The organism is uncultured Fibrobacter sp. (genome assembly GCF_946062555.1).
Lineage (GTDB): Bacteria > Fibrobacterota > Fibrobacteria > Fibrobacterales > Fibrobacteraceae > Fibrobacter.
Genome location: NZ_CAMGVQ010000021.1, coordinates 1 through 20,111, shown reverse-complemented (window position 1 = coordinate 20,111; position 20,111 = coordinate 1). Strand labels below are relative to the sequence as shown.

The window sequence follows — 20,111 nt, the reverse complement described above, 5'->3', positions numbered from 1 at the left end:
GCAATTTTTTCACATAGCGTTGAGCAGTTCTAAACGGCTAATGCAAGCTCCCGGACCCGATTGACGAGCGGCAAATCGTAGTCATGGACCCTATGCTTGCGACTGGCGGGTCTGCCGCCGATGCCATCAGCATGATAAAAAAGCACGGCGGCAAGAAGATCAAGTTCATGTGCATCATCGCCGCTCCCGAAGGCTTGAAAAAACTACACGAGGCTCATCCCGACGTTCAGATTTACGTCGGGCATCTGGACCGCTGCCTGAACGAGGCTGCCTACATTTGCCCAGGCCTCGGTGATGCCGGCGACCGCATTTTCGGAACGAAATAGAAAGAGCGATGTTTATCGCGAGTCTGTGGACGTAGAAAATTCTTTCTTCAATTCACGAAAAACTTGAGCAGCCGATTTTACTTGTCCTGCCCTAAGATCCATTTCTGATAGCCGAAGCAAAGCTTGAAGATTCAGAGCATCTTGCTCCTTTTTATTTAATTCGTTTTCGTTGTACATAGGCAATCCTGTTCTTTCAAGAAATATAAACAGTTTAAGACGAGGAGTCAATAGCATTTTTTTTCTAAAAAACAATTTAACCTCTTGACAATCTGTATCCGATTAGATACATTTGCTAATGTATGGTTATAGTTGACGAGACACCAGCATTTAAGAAGTGGATGCGGAAATTACGGGATTTTCGGGCAAAAGCTCGGATACTCTTTCGACTGACACAAGTCGAAGGGGGAAATCTCGGGGATTATAAATCCGTCGGCGAAGGCGTATCGGAAATGCGAATAGATTACGGACCTGGTTATAGACTATATTTTGCGAGAAACGGAGATTCTATCGTAATTCTTCTTATTGGCGGAGATAAATCAACGCAGGACCGAGATATAGAAAAGGCTAAAGCAATTTGGCGAGGAATGCAAGATGAAAAAAAGTGAAGCTACAGTTCTAGACATTGCCGAATACCTCGACAACGAAGAAATCGTCGCCGAATATTTGAATATGGTCAGCGAATCTGATGACCCCGCATTGTTCCTCCGAGCCATCGGACACATTGCGAGAAGCAAGGGAATGTCGCAGATAGCTGAAAAGACAGGACTCGGCCGTGAAAGTCTTTACAAGGCTTTAGACGAAAAAGCGCACCCGCGTTTTGAAACCATTTTCAAGGTATTGAATGCCATGGGAATCCAAATGATGCTCGTCCCTAAAGTGAAATTCAGGAAACGCCGTAAACAAACGGAACCTTGCGTTGCAGAGAAAAGAGCGCGGTATAGGGTGTAGGGCAATTTCGAACGACCTCGCCCCTTAAATTGTCATGCCGGACTTGACTTGTTAACTCCTTTTTCCCTGTCATCCCCGCGTAGGCGGGGATCTCCCTCTCGCATATTTATATATATTTTCCACTGACATAGCCCCGTACCGAATGGTGCGGAGCGACCGGTTTTTGAGTTTCGACTCTTATTCTCTCTACTGAAACTACCACTTTCATATTACGCGAGAATAAGACGAACACTCACGTCCCATCTGGGGCGTGGGTCGTTTGTGCTTATTGCGTAACAAGGGTGTGGTAGCCCGCAGTAGAGGTAAGCACGCAAAGCGACTCCACGCCTTTTTTTGTTTGGTTGAAGTTTTTTGTGCTCCTGAATAAGTGCCGAATAGACATTTACACAAGGAGTCAAAAATGGGAACCGAGATTAAAGATGGACTGATTGCCGAATTGGAACGTCGGGTGACAGATAAGATTCTGGAACCAACCAATGCTGAGTTGTTAAAGAAACTTATCAACAATGCGGATAACGATAACGAGGCCATAATGATTGCCGAGTTGGGAACCGCATACAAGAATACCGGCCTCTATTTCGAACCCCGACTGGAAGGAAATAAATCCAATGACATTCGGTATTTCAAAAAAAATCAGAACCTCAGTTTTCACACGGACGACAGCAAACCCACGCACAAACTGATTATCGGCGACAATTACGAAGCGTTGCAAAATCTCCTGATTCAGTATAAGGGGCAAGTGGATGTCATTTACATCGACCCGCCCTACGGCAAGGATAGCATGGGCGAATTCGCCGAGACAAATTACCATAACGCCATTACCCGTGACAACCTACTCTCCATGCTTTATCCGAGGTTACAACTGGCAAAGCACTTGCTTTCCCCAGAAGGATTAATTTTCTGTTCTATTGACGATAAAAACCAGGCTTATGTGAAATGTTTGTTCGATGAAATAATGGAGGAAAAAAATTTTATTGCATGCGCTCCTAGAAAAACAGGGGCCGGAGATGCTGCCACGCGTTCGTCGTCAGAATTAAGAAAACCTTTTGATTATTTATTAATCTATAAGAAAGGAAACGACGCTGTTCTACAAAAGAAAGTTATTGGCCAAAAGGAATACAATTATCACGATGAATTTGGCGATTACAAACTTGACCAATTTCAAGCTAGCGGTTCGGACGCAACAAAAGATGCTCGTCCAAAGCTATACTATCCCATTTACCTATTGAAAGACGGCTCATTGACAACAGTAAAACCAACTGAATATGAAAAAGAAATCCTTCCTCAGAAAATAAAAGGGGTTGATGGTCGATGGATGTGGAAACCTGAAAAGTTTGAACAAGATAAAGAACGCTTTATTCACTATGATGGTAAAACAATTCATAGAAAAACCTACTATGACGAAAACGCAGATCAAAATAAATATCAAGTTGAAAAATCATGGATAGACGGCAGTGAATTCAGAAATGCAAACGGAACCACGTTGGTTGATAGTATTCTTGGGAAAAATGTATTTAACAATCCAAAGCCGATATCACTAATTGAATGGTGCATAAATTTACTACCACAAGAGAAGCCCGAAATAACAATCCTAGACTTCTTTGCAGGAAGTGGATCAACTGGTCATGCTGTTTTGGAAATGAATAAAAAGAATGAAGTAGAAAAAGATCTTCTAAATGAAGGTTTGCCAGAATGTAAACGCACATTTATCATTTGTCAATTGAATGAAAACCTTGACAATGCGCTTAATAAAGCATCGGGAAATGCAATTCAAACAATCAAAAATCAAATTGAACTTTGCAACAAATACAACCGACCCCACGAACTTTCAGAAATCACGGCCGAACGTCTCCGTCGCATTATGACCGGCAAATGCTACGATGGAGCCCAGGATTTTCCATGGCTTAAGGACAATAAGCCCTATGGCGGCAATCTTGACGTATATGAAATTGCAAAGGTTCTCGACAGCGAAACGTCCAAAGGCAAAACTGCTTTTGATGTCATTGATGAAACTCTGTACGGCAAAGAAAAATTCAAGTCACTCGAAGAAAAAATCCAATGGGTCTGTGAAAACTTTTCCAACGCACGGAATCACCTGTAAGGAGAATAGCTCATGTTGCAAGAAGCCATTGATTTACAGCTGGGCAAAGTTTCCGAACTAGTCCGTATTGTAAACGAAAAGGATGAAGTTACATTCAGAGCTCCCACCGGCAGTGGAAAGACCCGTATGATGGCAGATTTCATGAACCGCATCCTCGCTCAAAACAGCGACATCGTTTTTCTTGTTTCAAGCCTTTCCAAAGGCGACCTTGCTGAGCAAAACTACAAGCAGTTCAAGGATTGTTCAGACAGGAATATCTACCCAAACCTAAAACCTTATCTAGTCTCATCGGAATCTAGCAACGAAGAACGGTTGTTCATCCCCGAAGGTTACAACGTCTATGTTTTGCCCCGCGATTTATATAAGGACAAATCAAAATTGAAGGACGGTAGAGTCCTGCAGAATTTTTTACAGCAGATGACACTCCCGCTTTTCGGTAAAGGCAAATGCAAGAAAATCTGGCTTATCAAGGATGAATGCCACCAGGCGACCAACAATTTAGACAGTTTAAGACAGTCATTCTTTAAAAAAGTCATCAATTTTTCAGCAACGCCCAATTTGTCACGCAAACAGCATGTCGATGTAAATATTACGGACGAAGAGGCAGAAGAAGTAAAGTTAATCAAGCATATAGAATTCAATGATGAAGAGGATTTAGATTTCACTGAACAGGGGCGGCATCCGGAAACAGCTATCAAAAAATTTTTAGAAATCAAGGAACAATACAGAAACTTATTGGGAGTGAATCCATGCTTAATCATCCAAATTTCAAACAAAGATAAGGCAGAACAGGAGTGGGCGAACATCAAGCGTATCCTGAACAAAACAGAATTCCAGGGGCTGAAATGGATGTCCATCGTTGATCCAAAATCAAGATTAAAATGCGAAACCAATGACAAACTTTGCAAATTGGGAGTTGACCGCTGGAAAGATTACGCCAAGGACAAATATTCGACTATCGATATCATCGTGTTCAAGATGGTCATTAGCGAAGGTTGGGATATTCCGCGTGCTTGTATGCTCTACCAAGTCCGCGACACACAAAGTAAGCAATTGGACGAACAGGTGATGGGACGTGTTCGTCGTAATCCAAGATTGCTTGATTTTGAAAACCTTTCACCAGAAGCTCAAAAACTCGCTTTGACTGCATGGATTTGGGGAATCAAGCCTAAAGACGGGAAGAAAACAAGACAAGTAAGCCTTTTTGGAGATGTCAACGACATTCCTCAGGCAATAAAAGTCAAGACAACGCATCTCGTTCCTCCGACTAAACGAAAAAAATTCAATATCGCAAAATTCCTGGAAGCTAAAAAAGAAAACATCGCTCATACCGACATTTTTACGCTTTATAATGATTTGCAGAGGAATGGCAATGACATAAGCGACCTTTGCTATGATTATGCAAAGAATGATATTCAAAAATGGTGGAAATTTGCAGAGAATTCCGATGAAATAAAAAAAGAGTATAACAATCACATTTGCAATTACGCAGAAAGCATGGAACTCGATATGGAAGGCGGAGTCCCTCGCGAGGTGTCTTTTCCAATCATGTCGGAATATCTCGATGATGAAGCCTATAGCGAGCGCATCACGGATTGGGTATGGAAACGTAATGATGGACAGGTAAAGTTCGCATTTGACAGTAATGCCGAAAAAGAATGGGTGTCAATCTTGAAAGATGTTTCCGACCATTTCTCAACGCAAGAAACGGGAGCGAGAAACGCTCAGGCGGGACAAATGAGAACTGATAACACTGTTGAGCCTGAACGCAAATATGCCGAACGAAAAAAACTTTGGGGCAAGAACTTTTTATCCGGTTCGGAGATGCGTTATGAATACTATTTAAACGGAATCCATCAATCTTACCCAGACTTCGTTCTAAAAGATGATAAAGGGCAAATTCATCTTTTCGAGGTTAAGAGTGTCAACGTATCTAACAAGGCAACATTTGACACAGAAGAGTATAAAGAAAAAATTCGAGCATTAAAACTTTGTTATCAGTATTGTTCCGAGGTAACAGGGCATATTTTCTATCTGCCAGTATTGAAGGATGATAAATGGCAAATAACAAGGTTCATCAACGGAGACGAGAAAACAATCTCTGAAGAGGAATTTATTGAAAGTTTTGAATGACAGGATGAGATCAGAAATACTGTAATGCTGGAGGTCTTCCCGTAATAAGATAATTTTTATTGACATAGAGTATTTAATACTCGCAATAAGAGTTTTTGCTCTTGTATCTGCAACTGAAATCGGCAAAATTTCAAAATCTATCAGGACAAGACAAATGCTCACGCTCATGGTTTAGGGCGTGGGTCGTTCGTATTTGTTGATAGATTGGCTTTGCCGAGCCTCAGTTGCAACAGATAAGTTCGACACCACGCCTTTTTTATTCATAAAAATGATGCCTCGCTTTTTTTCAACTTTTTGGATTTTAGATGACTAAATAGTATAGGATGCAGCAGAAGGAAACGACACACAAACCCGACCAAGAGCAGGCTTTGGAAGACCTGTGGTTGAAGGAATGTGCCGAAACCGAAGAATTACAAAAAATAAGGGGCGCAGATGCTTTTGATGCATTTACAATATGCTTTAAGCTACGAAAATGGAATGCCGTACGCTTTTGCGAAATTACAGGATTGAGCCAAACGATTTTCTCTAAAATCAAGAATAAATCCTATAAGGATGACGCGTTTCCCTCCTTGCAAAGCGTCGTAGCCATTTGTGTAGGCTTGCAAACTCCGCTTGATTTTTCGATTGAAATTCTAAATCACTGTGGCTATTCCTTAACAAACTCAAAAAGAGATCGTTGTTACAAATTCATACTGACTCACTATGAACGATTTGACATAGACAAAGCCAACGAATTTCTAATAAAAAACGGTTTTGATGCCATTAGCGACAGGGATATTTACAAAAATAAAAATTTCGCACTACAAAAAAACGTGTTGTCCAAATCGGCCTAAAAAAGCCAATTCCTAGAATTTACCTTTTGCAATGTGGCGATTTTAGCGAAATTTCCTTTCGCATCGCGAAAAGCATTTTCGCCCCCCAAAAGACAAATTTGTCTCTGAACAATAAACAAGGAGACAGATATGTCTAAGAAAAAAAGAGTCAAAGCTTCTATCGACGACGGATTTCAGCCCGAACTGGTAAAAAACGCCCGTTTTGAGGGCGTTTTCGAGATTCCGGTCATTGACAAGCCCAAAAGAATATTCATCCCCGATGGAATTACACCGTTTAGCCGTAGAAACGAGGCTCCAACGGATAGCGAGGCTATCGGATTCTTCGAAATAGACCCGACGTTTGCCGATGTCTTGAGAAATCCTCAAGCCTATGTTGAAGAACTCCAAAAATTTTCTGTGATTATTTCGCCCGATTGTTCGCTTTACAGGGACGCTCCCTTGACTGTGCAAATAGCAAACGTTTACAAGAAGAATGCTATCAGCCATTATTGGCAAAGCATGGGTGTGGGTATAACTCCTCTTGTTCGCTGGGGCAGCCGCGACACTTACACGACAGACGTTTTGCCTGAACCGATTGCATTTGCGGGAATCCCTCACGACAGTATTATCGTCATCAGTACTTACGGATGCATTAAGACAAAAGATGACAAATATCATTTTGAAGCCGGGCTTGATGCATGCCTACGAGCGCTCACGCCCAAGATTGTTCTTGTTCATGGCGCCATGCCAGAAAAAGTCTTTGGTCCGTATTTGAAATACGCGGAGTTTCACAACTATCCCGACTGGATTACGCGCAAGAAAGGGGGCCGACATGGGTAGCGGAAATAAAGGACTGTATTCAGGAACGCGGGAAAGTCGTGTGCATATGCCTAAAGACAACGCAAAAAGAATGCGTTCTGAAGCTACAAATTGGGCGAATCAGCAGATTGATAAACTTGCAAAACAATCAAACAAGAAACGTGAAAAATTTACCACGGCGAGTCTAGCCTATGACTCGGAATCTGGGAAATATTTTTATGGAAGAAACAAAGGTATAGAAATGAAAGGAGACAAGAAGAATCCGCTATTATTTAGTGAAAACGGAATTTTGCCAGAAAAATCGCTCAACAATTATCCCGTAGGAAACTGCGCCGAGGTAGACGCGATTAATCAGGCTCTCAACAGCGGAGCAAAATTAGAAAATATCACGATTTATACCATCCATACGACAAAAGGCAATGTTGGACGGCGTAAAGAAGCCTGCGAAAATTGTACCTTTGCCTTTAAGGGTAAAATCAAGAAAAACCATACCGGCTGGAAGGCCAAAGGGAAGTAGAAATGATTACGAATGTTCTCAAATCGATATCGATCCGAGGCCGAATTGTTTACGCAATCATGTGTGCGGAAAAATACGTTAGCACAAAGTATCCAAGCAATGCCTGGAAGCTGGTATTCAAGCCTTTTTGGGAAATTTGCGAAAGCGAAACATGGGATGAGTGGTCTGATAAAGTCCTTGAATACATTCCTGAAATCCTTTTGGAATTTGATAATTACGAAATCTCCGATTTTGAACATTTGCCCAAACAGGAGTACGAGCAAATAAAGAAACTCTACAAAAATACAGACAAAAACGTCAATACTATTCTTTATAACATCAGAAGAATAGAACTTGCCTATAGCTATTCATCCATTAGCGGAATTGGAAAGGAATCCCTAGACATCATAGAAGAAATAGTCAAGATTCTTGAAAAAGAAAAGATTAAACTTCCAGACCCGCAGCAAGTCGCTTTTTCCAAGTTTACGGAAAAAAACGGATGGGGAGAGCCTTTTGATGGGAAAAACTTGTCTGTCATTTTAGAAAATTAAGAAGGATTATAGGAAAAATGTTATATGACCGACGAACTTGAAAAGGTGGAGTCCGCGAAATGAACCTAGTTGAACTCTCGAAAGAAATTTCCTATGCTCTCCGCCATGCTCCGTGGGAATACGAACTGGAGCTTGACGAGCTGGGCTTTGTCCCGATAGTACAGTTGCTCCATGCCCTGAATGAATCTGGAGCGTATGAATGCGAGGTCACGCAAGCAGACCTGGAGCAGATTATTGCGACGTCCGAAAAAAAACGCCATGAAATTGTCGCTGACAAGATTCGTGCGCTTTATGGTCACACGGTTCCGCAGATTATAAAGAAGGAGCCTGGGATTCCCCCTGCCGTTCTATACCACGGAACAACGCACAGGGCCTTGCCGCAAATCCTTCAGGATGGATTAAAGCCGATGCAACGGCAATATGTTCACCTTTCCATAGATGTTGAAACCGCGACCCGTGTCGGCAAAAGACGCGATCCGGAGCCGATCATTTTGAAAATAGATGCTGAATCCGCTCATAAGGCTGGCTTGCAGTTCTATATCGGCAATGACAAGGTTTGGCTTTGTAAGGAAATACCAAAAGATTGTCTTTCGATTTTCACTCCAAAAACATTGCCATGTAATACGGCAGTGTAACCATCTTGCCAGCAACACCGATGTTGTTTTCGGAAAGCTTGTAGCAAACCTTGGCTGCGTAGTTATCGTTACTCAGAACGGTCTTTGCCGACTTGGAGCGTCCCGTTGTCGCCTTGACTTCAATAATGGCGAGTTCGCCGCCGACATTTTCTACAAAGTCAATTTCTAGCCCGGATTCTTTGCGGAAGTAGAATAGTTTGCGACCTTGTTTAGAGAAACAATCTGCGATGATGTTCTCGTAGATGGCGTCTTTGTAGAATCCCAAATCACCGCTTAGAATCTTGGCCGCGGTGCCGCGTTCCAGCATGGCAACAAACAGGCCGGAATCCTGCACATAAATCTTAAACGTATTCTCAATCTTGTAGCTTTCAAGGGGTTCTGCGATGTTGGTCAGATTGTGGCAAATGTTGATGATGCCGCAGTCGTAGAGCCATTGGATTGCGGTTTGGTAATTTTCGGAACGGCCCTTCTTTTCTAGTTGCGAATAGACAAACTTGTTGTTTTCCTTCGCAAGTTGGGCGGGAATCGAATCAAAAACGCGATTGATGCGGCCAAGAAGCGTGCGGTCGATTTCCTCGTTTTCGTTCTCGTCAAGGTGCTTGCCAAAGTCGTCCTTGTATTCTTCAAGAATATCCTGCTGTTCCTGCCAAACAACATTCATGTCGTTCGTCTCGACAAATCGAGAAACAACATAAGGGAGCCCGCCTACACAAAGGTATTCCTTGAAGTAGCGGAGCATGGCGTTGTGCGTCGCCTCGCTTACGGGTTCCCTTTTCGCGAAGCATTCCTTCAGGTAACTGATGACATTTTCGTCGATTCCCTTCGCCCACAGAAATTCCTCGAAATCCATGGGTTTCATATAAATTATTCTTTCAAAACCGGTCGGGACGCCTTTTCCCTTTTTACGGTTGTACCCCTTAATACCAAGCAGGGATCCAGTACAGATGACATCGTAGCGACCGTCTTCCATAAAAGGCTTGATGCTGGCGCGGGCGTTTGCACATTCCTGAATTTCATCGAAGATGATGACGGTCTTGTTCTCGACAAAATGCACATTAGGAAAAAGCGCGGAAAGGTCTATGGTAATCCGACTCACGTTCAGGTCTCCCTCGAAGACCTTCTTCGCATTTTCATTTTCCTTAAAGTTGATATAGACGACGCTCTCGTAGTTGCTGCGGGCGAATTCCAGGACGCTGGATGTCTTGCCGATTTGACGCATTCCCTTGACGACCAGGGCCTTCTTTTTGCCCCCCGAAATCTTCCAATTTTCAAATTCTTTAAGGATTTTTCTCTTGAACATGTCCCAAAACTACACTTTTCCGACCGAATTGTCAATAATGAAACGCACTTTTTCAACCGAATTAGTGCATTAAAGTCGCACTTTTTCCACCGAAAAAGTGAAAATTTGCCGATTTTACGTAAATTTCGTCAATTTTAGTCAGCGAATCTGATGACCCCACGCTGTTCCTCCGAGCCATCGGACACACCGCGAGACGCGCTTTGAAACAATTTTCAAGGTGCTGAACGCCATGGGAATCCAGATGACGCTTGTCCCTAAAATGAGGCTCAGAAAACGCAGCAAACAAACGGAACTTTGCGTCGCCGAAAAAAGGGGACAGTACAAGGTGTAGAAAATTAATAGAAGTTTCTAGCGGAGTTCCAATTTATTGAATGAGTCGTAATGGTCTGCGGCTTTACCCTGAGCCAAATAGACCTAGTTGAACAAAGAACCTGTATTTGAAATCTTCGGCGAAGTTCTTTTCGAACCGGATTCCCGTATCTAGAAAAAATCCAGAACTAGAAGGTTTCGCAGAAAAGCGTAAACTCAAATCGTTCGTGTAGGTGAAGCTTCGCGTATGGAAACCTTCTTGAATTACATGAGTCGTAAAATGGTTTTGGTCGTTGATACCGAGCCAAGAACCAGGTACTAGAGGAATGTATACATTTCCGCACCAGATAAAGAGCGTCGCCAAAACCAAAATGCCCGGGCCTTCTGATTCTGAACCTGTTATTTTGTTTGCGATATCGTCAATTCCATTGAAAAGAAACCATGTACTCACGGCAAACAAAGCGTCGTCGGATGCTCCGATATCGTCAACCCTTAAATGGAGGGGGTCATATCCGACATGGATTCTGTACCCATCCGTAATATTGATTGGAAAAGCGCCAAGAATAGAAAAAATGGAAAAGTCAAATACATTAGGTGTCGCATAGCCGGCACTAAAACCAAGAAGTTTGGGCATGTAACGCTCGTTATAACGCTCAAGCATCCTATCCAATTGTTCTTCTTCTGACAGGCCTTTCTTTTCTTGGGCCATGACATTGCTGCATATACAAAGGACGATAATGCATGCAATACGCAGCAAAAATCGTTGAGTATATTTGTGAAGCAATGCCATGCATTTTAATATAACAATGGAATTGGGGTCTTAGGGGTGTCCCCTAGGCGTGGGGGTGATGGAAGCCACGGCTAGATCCTTCGACAAGCTCATGACATAGCCGGGGCTGCAATCAGGGGGATTCTTCCCCCCTCCCACTAGCCACACTTATAGTCTTTTTCTACTTGGCACGCTTCGCGTGCTTTTAGCGCGGCTCGGTTATGTCAACTCGTGCAAGCACGGTTGCCGCAACGCTCGCCTTATGCTAAATTTCGCCTTACCGCCAGATGTCGTATTTCTGGGGAACCGGGCGAGAACCGCCCACAAAAAGGATTAATTATGTCTCAAATCGAACTCACTTTCCCCGATGGCTCCGTACGTTCCGTAGCATCGGGCACCACCGGCCTCGAAATTGCGAAGGGCATTTCCGAAGGTCTTGCACGCAAGGCGCTTGGCGTCAAACTCGGCGATAAGGTCCTCGACCTCACGCGCCCGCTCACCGAGAGCGGCACCATCAAGATTATCACCCCGAGCAACGACGACCCGGACGCTCTGATGCTCCTGCGTCACAGCTGCAGCCACGTGCTTGCCGAAGCCATCTGCGACCTGTTCCCGGGCACCAAACTCGCCTACGGTCCGGCTATCGAAAAGGGTTTCTACTACGATTTGATGACACCGACCCCGATCCAGCAGTCGGATTTCGAGCGCATCGAAAAGCGCATGAAGGAAATCATCAAGGAAGACCGTCCGTTTACCCGTTGCGAAGTCAGCGCCGCCGATGGCCTGAAGCGCACGGAAGGCGACAAGTACAAGACGGACAACGCTGAACGCGCTCTCGCCCGCGAGGGTAGCGACGGTACTCTCAGCTTCTACGTGACTGGCGAACCGGGCAAGAACTTTGAAGACCTCTGTGCCGGCCCTCACGTGCCCTCTACTGGCAAGCTCAAGAATTTCAAGGTGCTCTCGATGTCGGGCGCCTACTGGCATGGCGACCAGAACAGCGACCAGCTGACCCGCGTGTACGGCACTTGCTTCGCTGACAAGGAAGGTCTCGAAACTTACCTGAAGTTCCTGGAAGAGGCCGAGAAGCGCGACCACCGCAAAATCGGTAAGGAAATGGACCTCTACCACATCGAAGACCATTCCCCGGGCATGGTGTTCTGGCACCCGAAGGGCACCAAGATGGTGAACGCCCTCAAGGACTACATCCGCGGCAAGATTGACCGTCGCGGCTACCTGGAAGTCATCACGCCGGAAATCGTGAACAAGACTTTGTGGATCAAGTCCGGCCACGCCGACAAGTACAACGAGAACATGTTCAAGACGCTCGCGGGCGACGTGGAAATGGCTGTGAAGCCGATGAACTGCCCCTGCCACATCCAGATTTTCAACACGGGGCTGCGCAGCTGGCGCGACCTGCCGATGCGCCTTGCCGAATTCGGTAAGTGCCACCGTTACGAACCTGCCGGTACCATGCACGGCCTGATGCGCGTGCGCGGCTTTGTGCAGGACGACGCCCACATCTTCTGTACCGAAGACCAGATTGCAAGCGAAGTGGCTGACTTCTGCGCTCTTGTCAAGGAAATCTACCACGACTTCGGTTTTGACGATATCGTCGTGAAGTTCTCCACCCGCCCGGAAAAGCGTGTTGGTTCCGACGAAATCTGGGACAAGGCTGAAGCCGCCCTCGCCGAAGCCACGAAGCTCGCCGGCCTCGACTACATTTTGAACCCGGGCGAAGGCGCCTTCTATGGCCCGAAGCTCGAATTCACGCTGAAGGATAGCCTCGGTCGTGACTGGCAGTGCGGTACCATCCAGGTCGACTTCAACCTCCCGCAGCGCCTTGGTGCTGAATATGTCGGCAAGGACAACCAGAAGCACATTCCGGTGATGCTGCACCGTGCGGCCGTGGGTTCCATCGAACGCTTCCTCGGCATTTTGATTGAAGAATTCATGGGCGATTTCCCGCTGTGGCTCGCTCCGGTTCAGGCCCGCGTGCTCCCGATTTCTGAAAAGTTCGTTGAATACGCAAAGAAAGTCGAGAAGGAACTTGTGAACGCCGGTGTCCGCGTGGAAGTTGACGAATCCAACGAAAAGCTCGGCTACAAGATCCGCCAGTGCGAACTCCAGAAGGTGCCTTACCTCCTCATCGTTGGTGAGAAGGAAGTCGCCGATGGTGTCGTGTCTGTCCGCCGTCGTAAAGAAGGTGATAAGGGCAGCATGACTGTCGCCCAGTTCCTCGAAATGACCGCAGATGACAGAAAAGTCGTCCGTTAGTCGCCAAACATGTCATGCCGGACTTTGTTCCGGCATCGCCTTTTAGAAAACGCAGACTCATTGAGCTTGCGTTTTTTTGGTATAGGGGAAAGCCTTCCCCTGGCTCGCACTCCGTTGCTCACTACCCTTTCTAGCGGGCTTCAAACGCCAGCCCGCAACGCCCGGCTTACCCCGCCCACCCGCCCAAATGTCGTGCCGCACCTGATGCGGCCTCTCCTTTCCTCTTCGAATAATCTATATTATCGATAGACATTTTTATGAGCTTTTGCTCTCGTTCTCCGCTCTGAAATACGACCAAATTTTTCAATCGGGAGAATGAGACAGACGCTCACGCATATATGCTTTGGCGCGCTATACCCTGTATAGTGCGTTTGGGTGTATTTCGACAACGGCGGTTCCTCCTTCGCCGTGCACTGCTGGTGTATGCCGGCGGTGCTGTCGCCCGTTTGGGGCGTGAGTTGTTTGTGCTTATTTCGATAGGGTACTTGGTCGTAACCTCAGAGCAGATAAGTGCATTCAACTTCACGCCTTTTTCTTTTGGCTGAACGTGCAGGAATCAGGGCAAGCTCCAAGCGGAGACCCTGATGGCAAACAGTACTTTGGCGAAGGCGAAGGATGCGAAGAACGACGAGTTCTACACACAGTTCGCAGACATAGAAAAAGAGATGAACGCCTACTTGGAATATGACGAGAACGTATTCCGTGGCAAGACCGTTTTGCTTCCTTGCGACGATCCCGAATGGAGCAATTTCACCCGCTACTTTGCACAGAACTTTGAAAAACTGGGCTTGAAGAAACTTATTTCGACATCATTCGCAATCGAGTCCAAGAAATACAAAATCAAGGACTGGCAACCAACGCTGTTTGAACAGCAGGCCCCTTGGTTCGATGTGGACAAGTCGAAAATCAGGGGCAAGATTTTCACGCTCGACCACGACACCAACAAGAACGGTCGCATAGACATTCATGATTTGGAATGGCAGTATTTAGATGGCGACGGTGACTTTCGCTCCGATGAGATTTGCAAGCTTCGTGACGAGGCTGACTTCATCATTACAAATCCACCGTTCAGCTTATTTAGGGAATTCCTGACTTGGATTATTGATGCTGAAAAGAAATTTGTCATTATAGGCAACATGAATGCAATTACATATAAAGAAGTATTTCCTTTGTTGAAGGAAAATAAAGTTTGGCTTGGCAACGGATTCCATGCCGGTAACGCTTATTTTCGAGTGGTAGACACGGCTGATGTTGGGAAATATGCCAATGGGGTATTCGACGATTCAACAGGGCTTGTGAAATTTAGGAATTGTTGTTGGTTTACCAACATCGAACACGGTCGCCGTCATGAACCGCTGTCCTTGATGACTGAAGCGGACAACATCAAGTTCAGCAAGCATAAAGAAGTCAAGGGTATTGGTTATAAGCGATACGACAATTACGATGCAATCGAAATCCCATATACCGACGCAATCCCAAGTGATTATAGGGGCGTGATGGGCGTTCCGATTTCTTTCTTGGATAAGTATTGCCCCGAACAGTTTGAAATTTTGGGAATAACCAAGACATGGTTTGGCGGTGCAAATAAAGTCTATCCTGAACAAATTCAAGTTGACAAGCATGGGAAAAGAAGTCGTGTAACCAAATTGAATGATGGAGCAACAATCGAGTTATCTGAAATTCCCAATGGCGACACGTATTACATCGTGAATGAAAAAATGTATCAACAGGTTTATGCACGAGTCCTTATCAGGCAAAAAGGAGATTCCCGGTCAAGCCGGGAATGACAAGAGGAGGGAAAATGAAAACGCAACTCAAGACCTACACCGTCAAGGAAATCTGCGAAGGCTTTGTCTATAACGAACTCGAAGGCAAGGGCCTGTTCGGGCTTTCGGGAAAACTTACCATCCAGCCCGAATACCAACGCAATTACATCTACGCCGACGTCAAGCGCGATGTCGCCGTGATTGACTCCATGCTCAAGGGCTATCCGCTGGGACTTATCTATTTTAACAAAGTAACGGCAGAAAATGGTGATGTTCGTTTTGAAGTTCTGGACGGTCAGCAGCGCATCACATCAATCGGTCGTTTCCTGACAGGCAAGCTGGCTATTTTTGACGCAAACGGCATACCGCAATATTTTTCCGGCTTGAATACTGAAACTCAACGATTGCTAGAAAACTATGAATTGCTCGTCTATGAATGTGAAGGTTCTGAAACCGAAATCAAGGAATGGTTCAAGACCATCAACATCGCGGGCATTCCCCTGAACAATCAGGAACTCTTGAACGCCGTCTATTCCGGTGAATTTGTCACTGCGGCGAAGTCCGTTTTCTCCAATTCGCAAAACGCCAACATGCAGAAATGGCAGACCTACGTTTCGGGCGATCCAAGGCGGCAGCAAATTTTGGAAACGGCCCTTGAATGGGTCGCCGCCCACAACAATCTATCCATCGGCGAATATATGTCCATGCATCGCCGCGACAAGTCCATTGACGAGCTGAAACTGTATTTCACGACCGTCATCGACTGGATTTCGAGCGTGTTTGAATGCACCGAGTCCGAGATGAAGGGGCTGGAATGGGGACGGCTGTATGAGTCCTACCACGCAACCGCCTACAATCCGAGCGAAATTCAAAAGAAAGTGTTGGCGTTATATGCGGACCCATACGTCAAAGACCGCAAGGGCATTTTCGAGTATGTCTTGGGTGGCGAACAAGAAAAAAAACTTTTGAACATCCGCGTGTTTGATGACGCAACCAAGAAAAGTGTCTATGCGGCGCAAACAGCCAAGGCTCAAGCGACAGGAAGATCCAACTGCCCATACTGTGCCTTGTCGGAAAACGCAAACAAGAACAAAATCTGGAAAATCACCGAAATGGACGCCGACCACGTAACCGCTTGGAGCAAGGGTGGCGCAACCGACCGTGCCAACTGCGAAATGCTCTGCAAGTCGCACAACCGAGCCAAGGGGAATAGGTAAAATGATTATGATTACGGAATTTTACTAATTCCTTGCAATCTAACGCTGTTTACATCAGCTACGTTTCCAACACGGTGGTAAATAACACGAACTTTTAACTTTTCGTTGAAGGCGTTGATGATGAACGCTGTGTTTACAGCGACTCCTAATGCGCCAACATTGTCCATCGCATCCTCAACGAGAAGAGGCCTTAAAGTGTTGTCGGAGACTGTTGTGTTAAGGGTTCCGTTGTCATAATAAGGGTGTGTTGCAAATCCAGTAGTTTCAAAAGTCTGACAACTAGAAGTTTTTCCAAGATAAAAACGAACTGCACCGGATGATTCGGTGGAAACTTGACAGACATAACCATCATTGTAGCACGATTCCAATGGAATCTGCATATTAGATGTTCCGTCATTACAGTGTTCTGCCGCGAAGGAAATTGCTGCACTAGCGAGAAGTGTTAGAATAAGTTTTTTCATTTTAATGACCACCTTTTAGTTGTAGTGTTGGTTGGTTGTTTTTTATAATGATGTTTGATGAGCCTTCTGATGTAAAAGTGCCGTTGACCTTAAAAAAACGACTTTGGTAAAAAAAATCTTTTACTTTATTTTTTTTTTGAATTTTTAGGCTTGAGTTTGTTGTACAAAACTCTTTTGAAATCGAATTTGCGTTTGGAATCTTATCAAAATTCAACGTTCCGTCATCTTGGAATACGCATTGAATTTTGTAGAATGGCGTCTCAAGACTTGAACTATTGCCGTATGCGCTATAATTTAAAATTAAATTGCAGAGGGCAGCGTACTCAAGTTTTCTATAGTATTTTTTATAAATAAAATAAATGCCTGTAGAATCTTCAGCATAGTTATAGTAAAACGATTCCAAATGGAATAAGCTGGTGTCGATATAAAAACTGTTTTGTTTATTTTGTACTAATTTGAAATTTTCAGGAATAACATCTTCTATATACATTTTTTTTGAGCATGTTTTGTTCTCTGAATAAGAAATTCCGCATTTAGAATAAAAAAATATTGAGTCTTCATCGGTTCCTTTAATATTGGATTGATTACGTCTTATAAGCAATTCGTTGTCTACATCAAGTGGACTCTCTGCGCTTGGTTCCCAGCCAGGCATGCTATAATTGAAATATAATCCTGGTTCTCCAAAATGATTTAAGGAATCTTCACTAAAAAAAGTATTAATATCATTCCCAAAAGGTTTAATCCATGGCTCACCTCGGTCAGTCCAATTATGGTTTGGAAACCAAAAACCGCCAAAGCCTTTACACCTTTCCAAATTCGCTTCCCAAGTTTCTGCGAAAGAAAGGGTATATAGCAAAAGAAAAAATTTAATGGAAAATTTGATCATTTCTATTCTCCTTTCTTGTATGGCGGGAATAAAATTTGTAATACTCCATAAGGAATATGCTCTATACCGCTTATGGAATAGCCCCAACCCTGGCTTTCGTCATTGTTGCTATCAAGAACAATCCTTAAGAATCGTGTTGTGACAAGGATTCTTTTGCTCGCCAAACTATTCCCAGTATAGTCTCCGATTAAACGATTCCAACCGTCATAAAGAAAGATGTGGTCTCCCTCACCAAGGAACGTTTCAGGTCCGAAAGTTACATAATTCTCTAGATAACAGCTAGTTTGATTGCATCCTTCTTCGAGATCGATTATTTCAGATGTCTGCGTATTAGCTGCATATGGGTGGGTTCCGTTGTTCGTTGTTTCTATCAAGGGATAATCGCTAACAATAGATGCTATTTGTGCTCTTCCGTCAGGACTATTTCCTGTTTCAACTCTGTAACCCTTTACCACAATTTGCCATGTTCCTGATTCAGGGGTGTCAACGTCCACAACTTCGACGTTGTTCAGTCGGTCAAAACAAACGTCAGAAGGCGAATAGACAGATATACAATGACGATAGGCTGGTTTATTGGCTTCGGCTCTAGTTATGTTTTCGAATCCCCATCGCCTTGCTTCAAGGCGATGGTCAATAATTATGTTCCCCTCGCTATCCACATTTTTGTTCGGCAATGGATCTAGTCTCCATGGGTAATAGATTTTTCCTGATGGTGAAATTAAATGTAAATCAATGTCGTTTACAAGCTTTGAATCCATATAATTTTCAATGGATGCGTTGCCGGGAACATCGTCCCAAACCAGTGTTGCACGCAAAGAGGACTTTCCTTCAGGAACATTAATGTTCCAACGGCGCTGTGTTCCTTGATAAATTGGAATCTCACGAAATTTTGCAAATGTTCTGGAATTTGCATCGTAATCTGCAATTAAGTCCAAGGCTCCTTTGGCGTCTACACGCCCCCACCCCGTTGCAAAGTCCGGTCCTTTTGTGAATGGCGTGCATTTAATCAATTCAGTTGGAGAGTTCGCGATATCTGGGTTTGTATTCGCGCATCCTTCCATATCGATGGCTGAATGAATAAGTAGGGCTTTTGTTGTAGAATTGCGTACAGAATAGCTGTTTAGGGATAATCCAGTCTGTTTTTGAAATTTTTGGTACATTAAGGCTGCGATGCCGGATACCATTGGCGCAGCCATGGATGTTCCCGACATTCGATCGTAATATCTATGGTGACCTAAATCGTCTGTATGTGAATAAGGAACGCTAGACATTATGTTAGAACCTGGTGCCATAATGTCTGGTTTGATTCTTCCGTCCCAAGTTGGTCCCATGCTAGAAGTTGTTCGCAATGTAAGATGGGTTAAATCGCCATCGAGAGCTCCAACTGTCACGACATTTTTTGCATCAACTAGTATAGAATGAAATCCTATGGATGTGCCATATTGTGGCAGTGAAGAACCGTTATTTGCAGCGGCTGCTACAACCGTTTTTGTTAAGAAATCACCCTTGTCCGAAAAAAGTTCCCAATTAAAAAAGATATTTAAATCTAAATTTTCATTGTTGGAACCATAATAACATAGATAAGTTCTTTTAGCATCTTCACCTTCGTAATATTTATCTCTAAAGCCCTCGATTGTTATATGAGAATGATTTGTTACATGCCCTCGTTGGTTATTGTAATCTGTTGCCCCAGATTGGTATAGAATTTTGGGAGCTATCCCTCTATATTTGTAGAGGGTTGATTCTCTTCCATTTCCCCCAATGATGCCGGCGACATGAGTTCCATGTGGATTGTCAATACTTCTTTCGTCGTCGTAATTAGAAGCTTTTCGCTCTTTACTTGTTTCGCCTGCATCTTTTTCTAGAAATCCAGGATGCGTGAAGTCAATTCCGGTGTCATAAATGCCGACGACAATTCCTTCTCCAGTATAATCAGCATCATTTAGCCATGTTGTCGTTATATCTGATGCATCTAAGGCCTCTTCCCATTTTAAACCGCTTTGGAGCGGGAGAATATTTATTATTTCACGACTGCTCTCTAAGGCAAGGGGATTTTCCCTGCGAAAATGTAAATGCCTGACATCCTTATGGTTTTCTAGACACTGTACAGTATTCATTGAAAGTTTTGCTAAAATAATGTCTCGATCAATATATGCACTGTCGCATCCGCAGTTTAACACAATATTTTTACATGAGTTCATTTGCACATCGGGCCAACAACCAACAACTAAGTTAAATGAAGTTCGTTCGCTTACAACCGTTGTGCATGAATCATTTTCATCACAACTGCGAATTTCTTCATATA

At 44.2% G+C, this 20,111-nt stretch carries 18 protein-coding genes and 1 pseudogene; 13 read left to right on the top strand and 6 right to left on the bottom strand.

From position 1 onward, the window contains the following. Positions 1-41 precede the first annotated feature (41 nt). A pseudogene (gene upp / locus Q0P86_RS08065) lies at positions 42-326 on the top strand (uracil phosphoribosyltransferase); the annotation flags it as partial. A gap of 12 nt (positions 327-338) precedes the next feature. Here the strand turns inward: upp and Q0P86_RS08060 are convergent. After that, a complete protein-coding gene (locus Q0P86_RS08060) occupies positions 339-503 on the bottom strand; it encodes a hypothetical protein (protein WP_295038702.1) in 165 nt (54 codons plus the stop codon). Positions 504-625: 122 nt separating this feature from the next. Between Q0P86_RS08060 and Q0P86_RS08055 the strand changes: the two genes are divergently transcribed. The 9 genes from Q0P86_RS08055 to Q0P86_RS08015 all read left to right on the top strand — a co-directional run bounded on the left by Q0P86_RS08055 (position 626) and on the right by Q0P86_RS08015 (position 8,821). Then, positions 626-931, top strand: coding sequence for a type II toxin-antitoxin system RelE/ParE family toxin (locus Q0P86_RS08055; RefSeq protein WP_295038700.1), 306 nt, complete (start codon positions 626-628; stop codon positions 929-931). Beyond that, positions 918-1,274: an addiction module antidote protein gene (locus tag Q0P86_RS08050; protein ID WP_295038698.1), complete on the top strand. Its 357-nt coding sequence runs from the start codon at positions 918-920 to the stop codon at positions 1,272-1,274. Before Q0P86_RS08055 ends, Q0P86_RS08050 begins: the two co-directional genes overlap by 14 nt. Positions 1,275-1,674: 400 nt before the next feature. Beyond that, positions 1,675-3,375, top strand: coding sequence for a DNA methyltransferase (locus Q0P86_RS08045; protein WP_295038696.1), 1,701 nt, complete (start codon positions 1,675-1,677; stop codon positions 3,373-3,375). 12 nt (positions 3,376-3,387) lie between these two features. Then, positions 3,388-5,508, top strand: a complete 2,121-nt coding sequence (locus Q0P86_RS08040) for a DEAD/DEAH box helicase family protein (protein ID WP_295038695.1) — start codon at positions 3,388-3,390, stop codon at positions 5,506-5,508. A gap of 323 nt (positions 5,509-5,831) precedes the next feature. Next, entirely contained in the window at positions 5,832-6,341 is a 510-nt protein-coding gene (locus Q0P86_RS08035) for a hypothetical protein (protein ID WP_295038693.1), read from the top strand. Between the two features lie 129 nt (positions 6,342-6,470). Next, positions 6,471-7,160 (top strand): DUF4417 domain-containing protein, encoded by a 690-nt coding sequence (locus Q0P86_RS08030; RefSeq protein ID WP_295038691.1) that lies wholly within the window; start codon positions 6,471-6,473, stop codon positions 7,158-7,160. Further along, entirely contained in the window at positions 7,153-7,656 is a 504-nt protein-coding gene (locus tag Q0P86_RS08025; RefSeq protein ID WP_295038689.1) for a hypothetical protein, read from the top strand. The genes Q0P86_RS08030 and Q0P86_RS08025 overlap by 8 nt, the downstream gene beginning before the upstream one ends. A gap of 2 nt (positions 7,657-7,658) precedes the next feature. Further along, entirely contained in the window at positions 7,659-8,186 is a 528-nt protein-coding gene (locus tag Q0P86_RS08020) for a hypothetical protein (protein WP_295038688.1), read from the top strand. Positions 8,187-8,245: 59 nt separating this feature from the next. Beyond that, on the top strand, positions 8,246-8,821 hold the full coding sequence (locus Q0P86_RS08015) for an RNA 2'-phosphotransferase (protein WP_295038686.1): 576 nt from the start codon (positions 8,246-8,248) through the stop codon (positions 8,819-8,821). Here Q0P86_RS08015 and Q0P86_RS08010 read toward each other — a convergent pair. Both Q0P86_RS08010 and Q0P86_RS08005 read right to left on the bottom strand, forming a co-directional pair. Further along, the gene (locus tag Q0P86_RS08010) at positions 8,784-10,121 is read right to left on the bottom strand and encodes an AAA family ATPase (RefSeq protein ID WP_295038685.1); all 1,338 of its coding nucleotides are present in this window, start codon (positions 10,119-10,121) and stop codon (positions 8,784-8,786) included. The two genes, Q0P86_RS08015 and Q0P86_RS08010, sit on opposite strands and share 38 nt — an antisense overlap. Positions 10,122-10,515: 394 nt before the next feature. Beyond that, on the bottom strand, positions 10,516-11,220 hold the full coding sequence (locus Q0P86_RS08005; RefSeq protein WP_295038684.1) for a hypothetical protein: 705 nt from the start codon (positions 11,218-11,220) through the stop codon (positions 10,516-10,518). 318 nt (positions 11,221-11,538) lie between these two features. On the opposite strand from Q0P86_RS08005, the gene thrS reads away from it, so the two are divergent. The 3 genes from thrS (at position 11,539) to Q0P86_RS07990 (ending at position 16,459) form a co-directional block, all read left to right on the top strand. Continuing rightward, complete coding sequence (thrS, locus tag Q0P86_RS08000; protein WP_295038681.1) at positions 11,539-13,476, top strand: threonine--tRNA ligase; 1,938 nt, start codon at positions 11,539-11,541, stop codon at positions 13,474-13,476. A 584-nt stretch (positions 13,477-14,060) separates the two neighbouring features. Beyond that, the gene (locus tag Q0P86_RS07995) at positions 14,061-15,263 is read left to right on the top strand and encodes an adenine-specific methyltransferase EcoRI family protein (RefSeq protein WP_295038680.1); all 1,203 of its coding nucleotides are present in this window, start codon (positions 14,061-14,063) and stop codon (positions 15,261-15,263) included. A 14-nt stretch (positions 15,264-15,277) separates the two neighbouring features. Further along, the gene (locus tag Q0P86_RS07990; protein ID WP_295038679.1) at positions 15,278-16,459 is read left to right on the top strand and encodes a DUF262 domain-containing protein; all 1,182 of its coding nucleotides are present in this window, start codon (positions 15,278-15,280) and stop codon (positions 16,457-16,459) included. A gap of 11 nt (positions 16,460-16,470) precedes the next feature. On the opposite strand, the gene Q0P86_RS07985 is transcribed toward Q0P86_RS07990, so the two are convergent. The 3 genes from Q0P86_RS07985 to Q0P86_RS07975 form a co-directional block, all read right to left on the bottom strand. Beyond that, the gene (locus Q0P86_RS07985) at positions 16,471-16,920 is read right to left on the bottom strand and encodes a hypothetical protein (RefSeq protein WP_295038677.1); all 450 of its coding nucleotides are present in this window, start codon (positions 16,918-16,920) and stop codon (positions 16,471-16,473) included. Position 16,921: 1 nt separating this feature from the next. Continuing rightward, positions 16,922-17,806 carry a hypothetical protein gene (locus Q0P86_RS07980; RefSeq protein WP_294115640.1) on the bottom strand — a complete coding sequence of 295 codons (885 nt, stop codon included), beginning with the start codon at positions 17,804-17,806 and terminating at the stop codon, positions 16,922-16,924. A gap of 2 nt (positions 17,807-17,808) precedes the next feature. Next, the coding region (locus Q0P86_RS07975) for a S8 family serine peptidase (RefSeq protein WP_295038675.1) at positions 17,809-20,111 on the bottom strand (2,303 nt) is incomplete at its 5' end.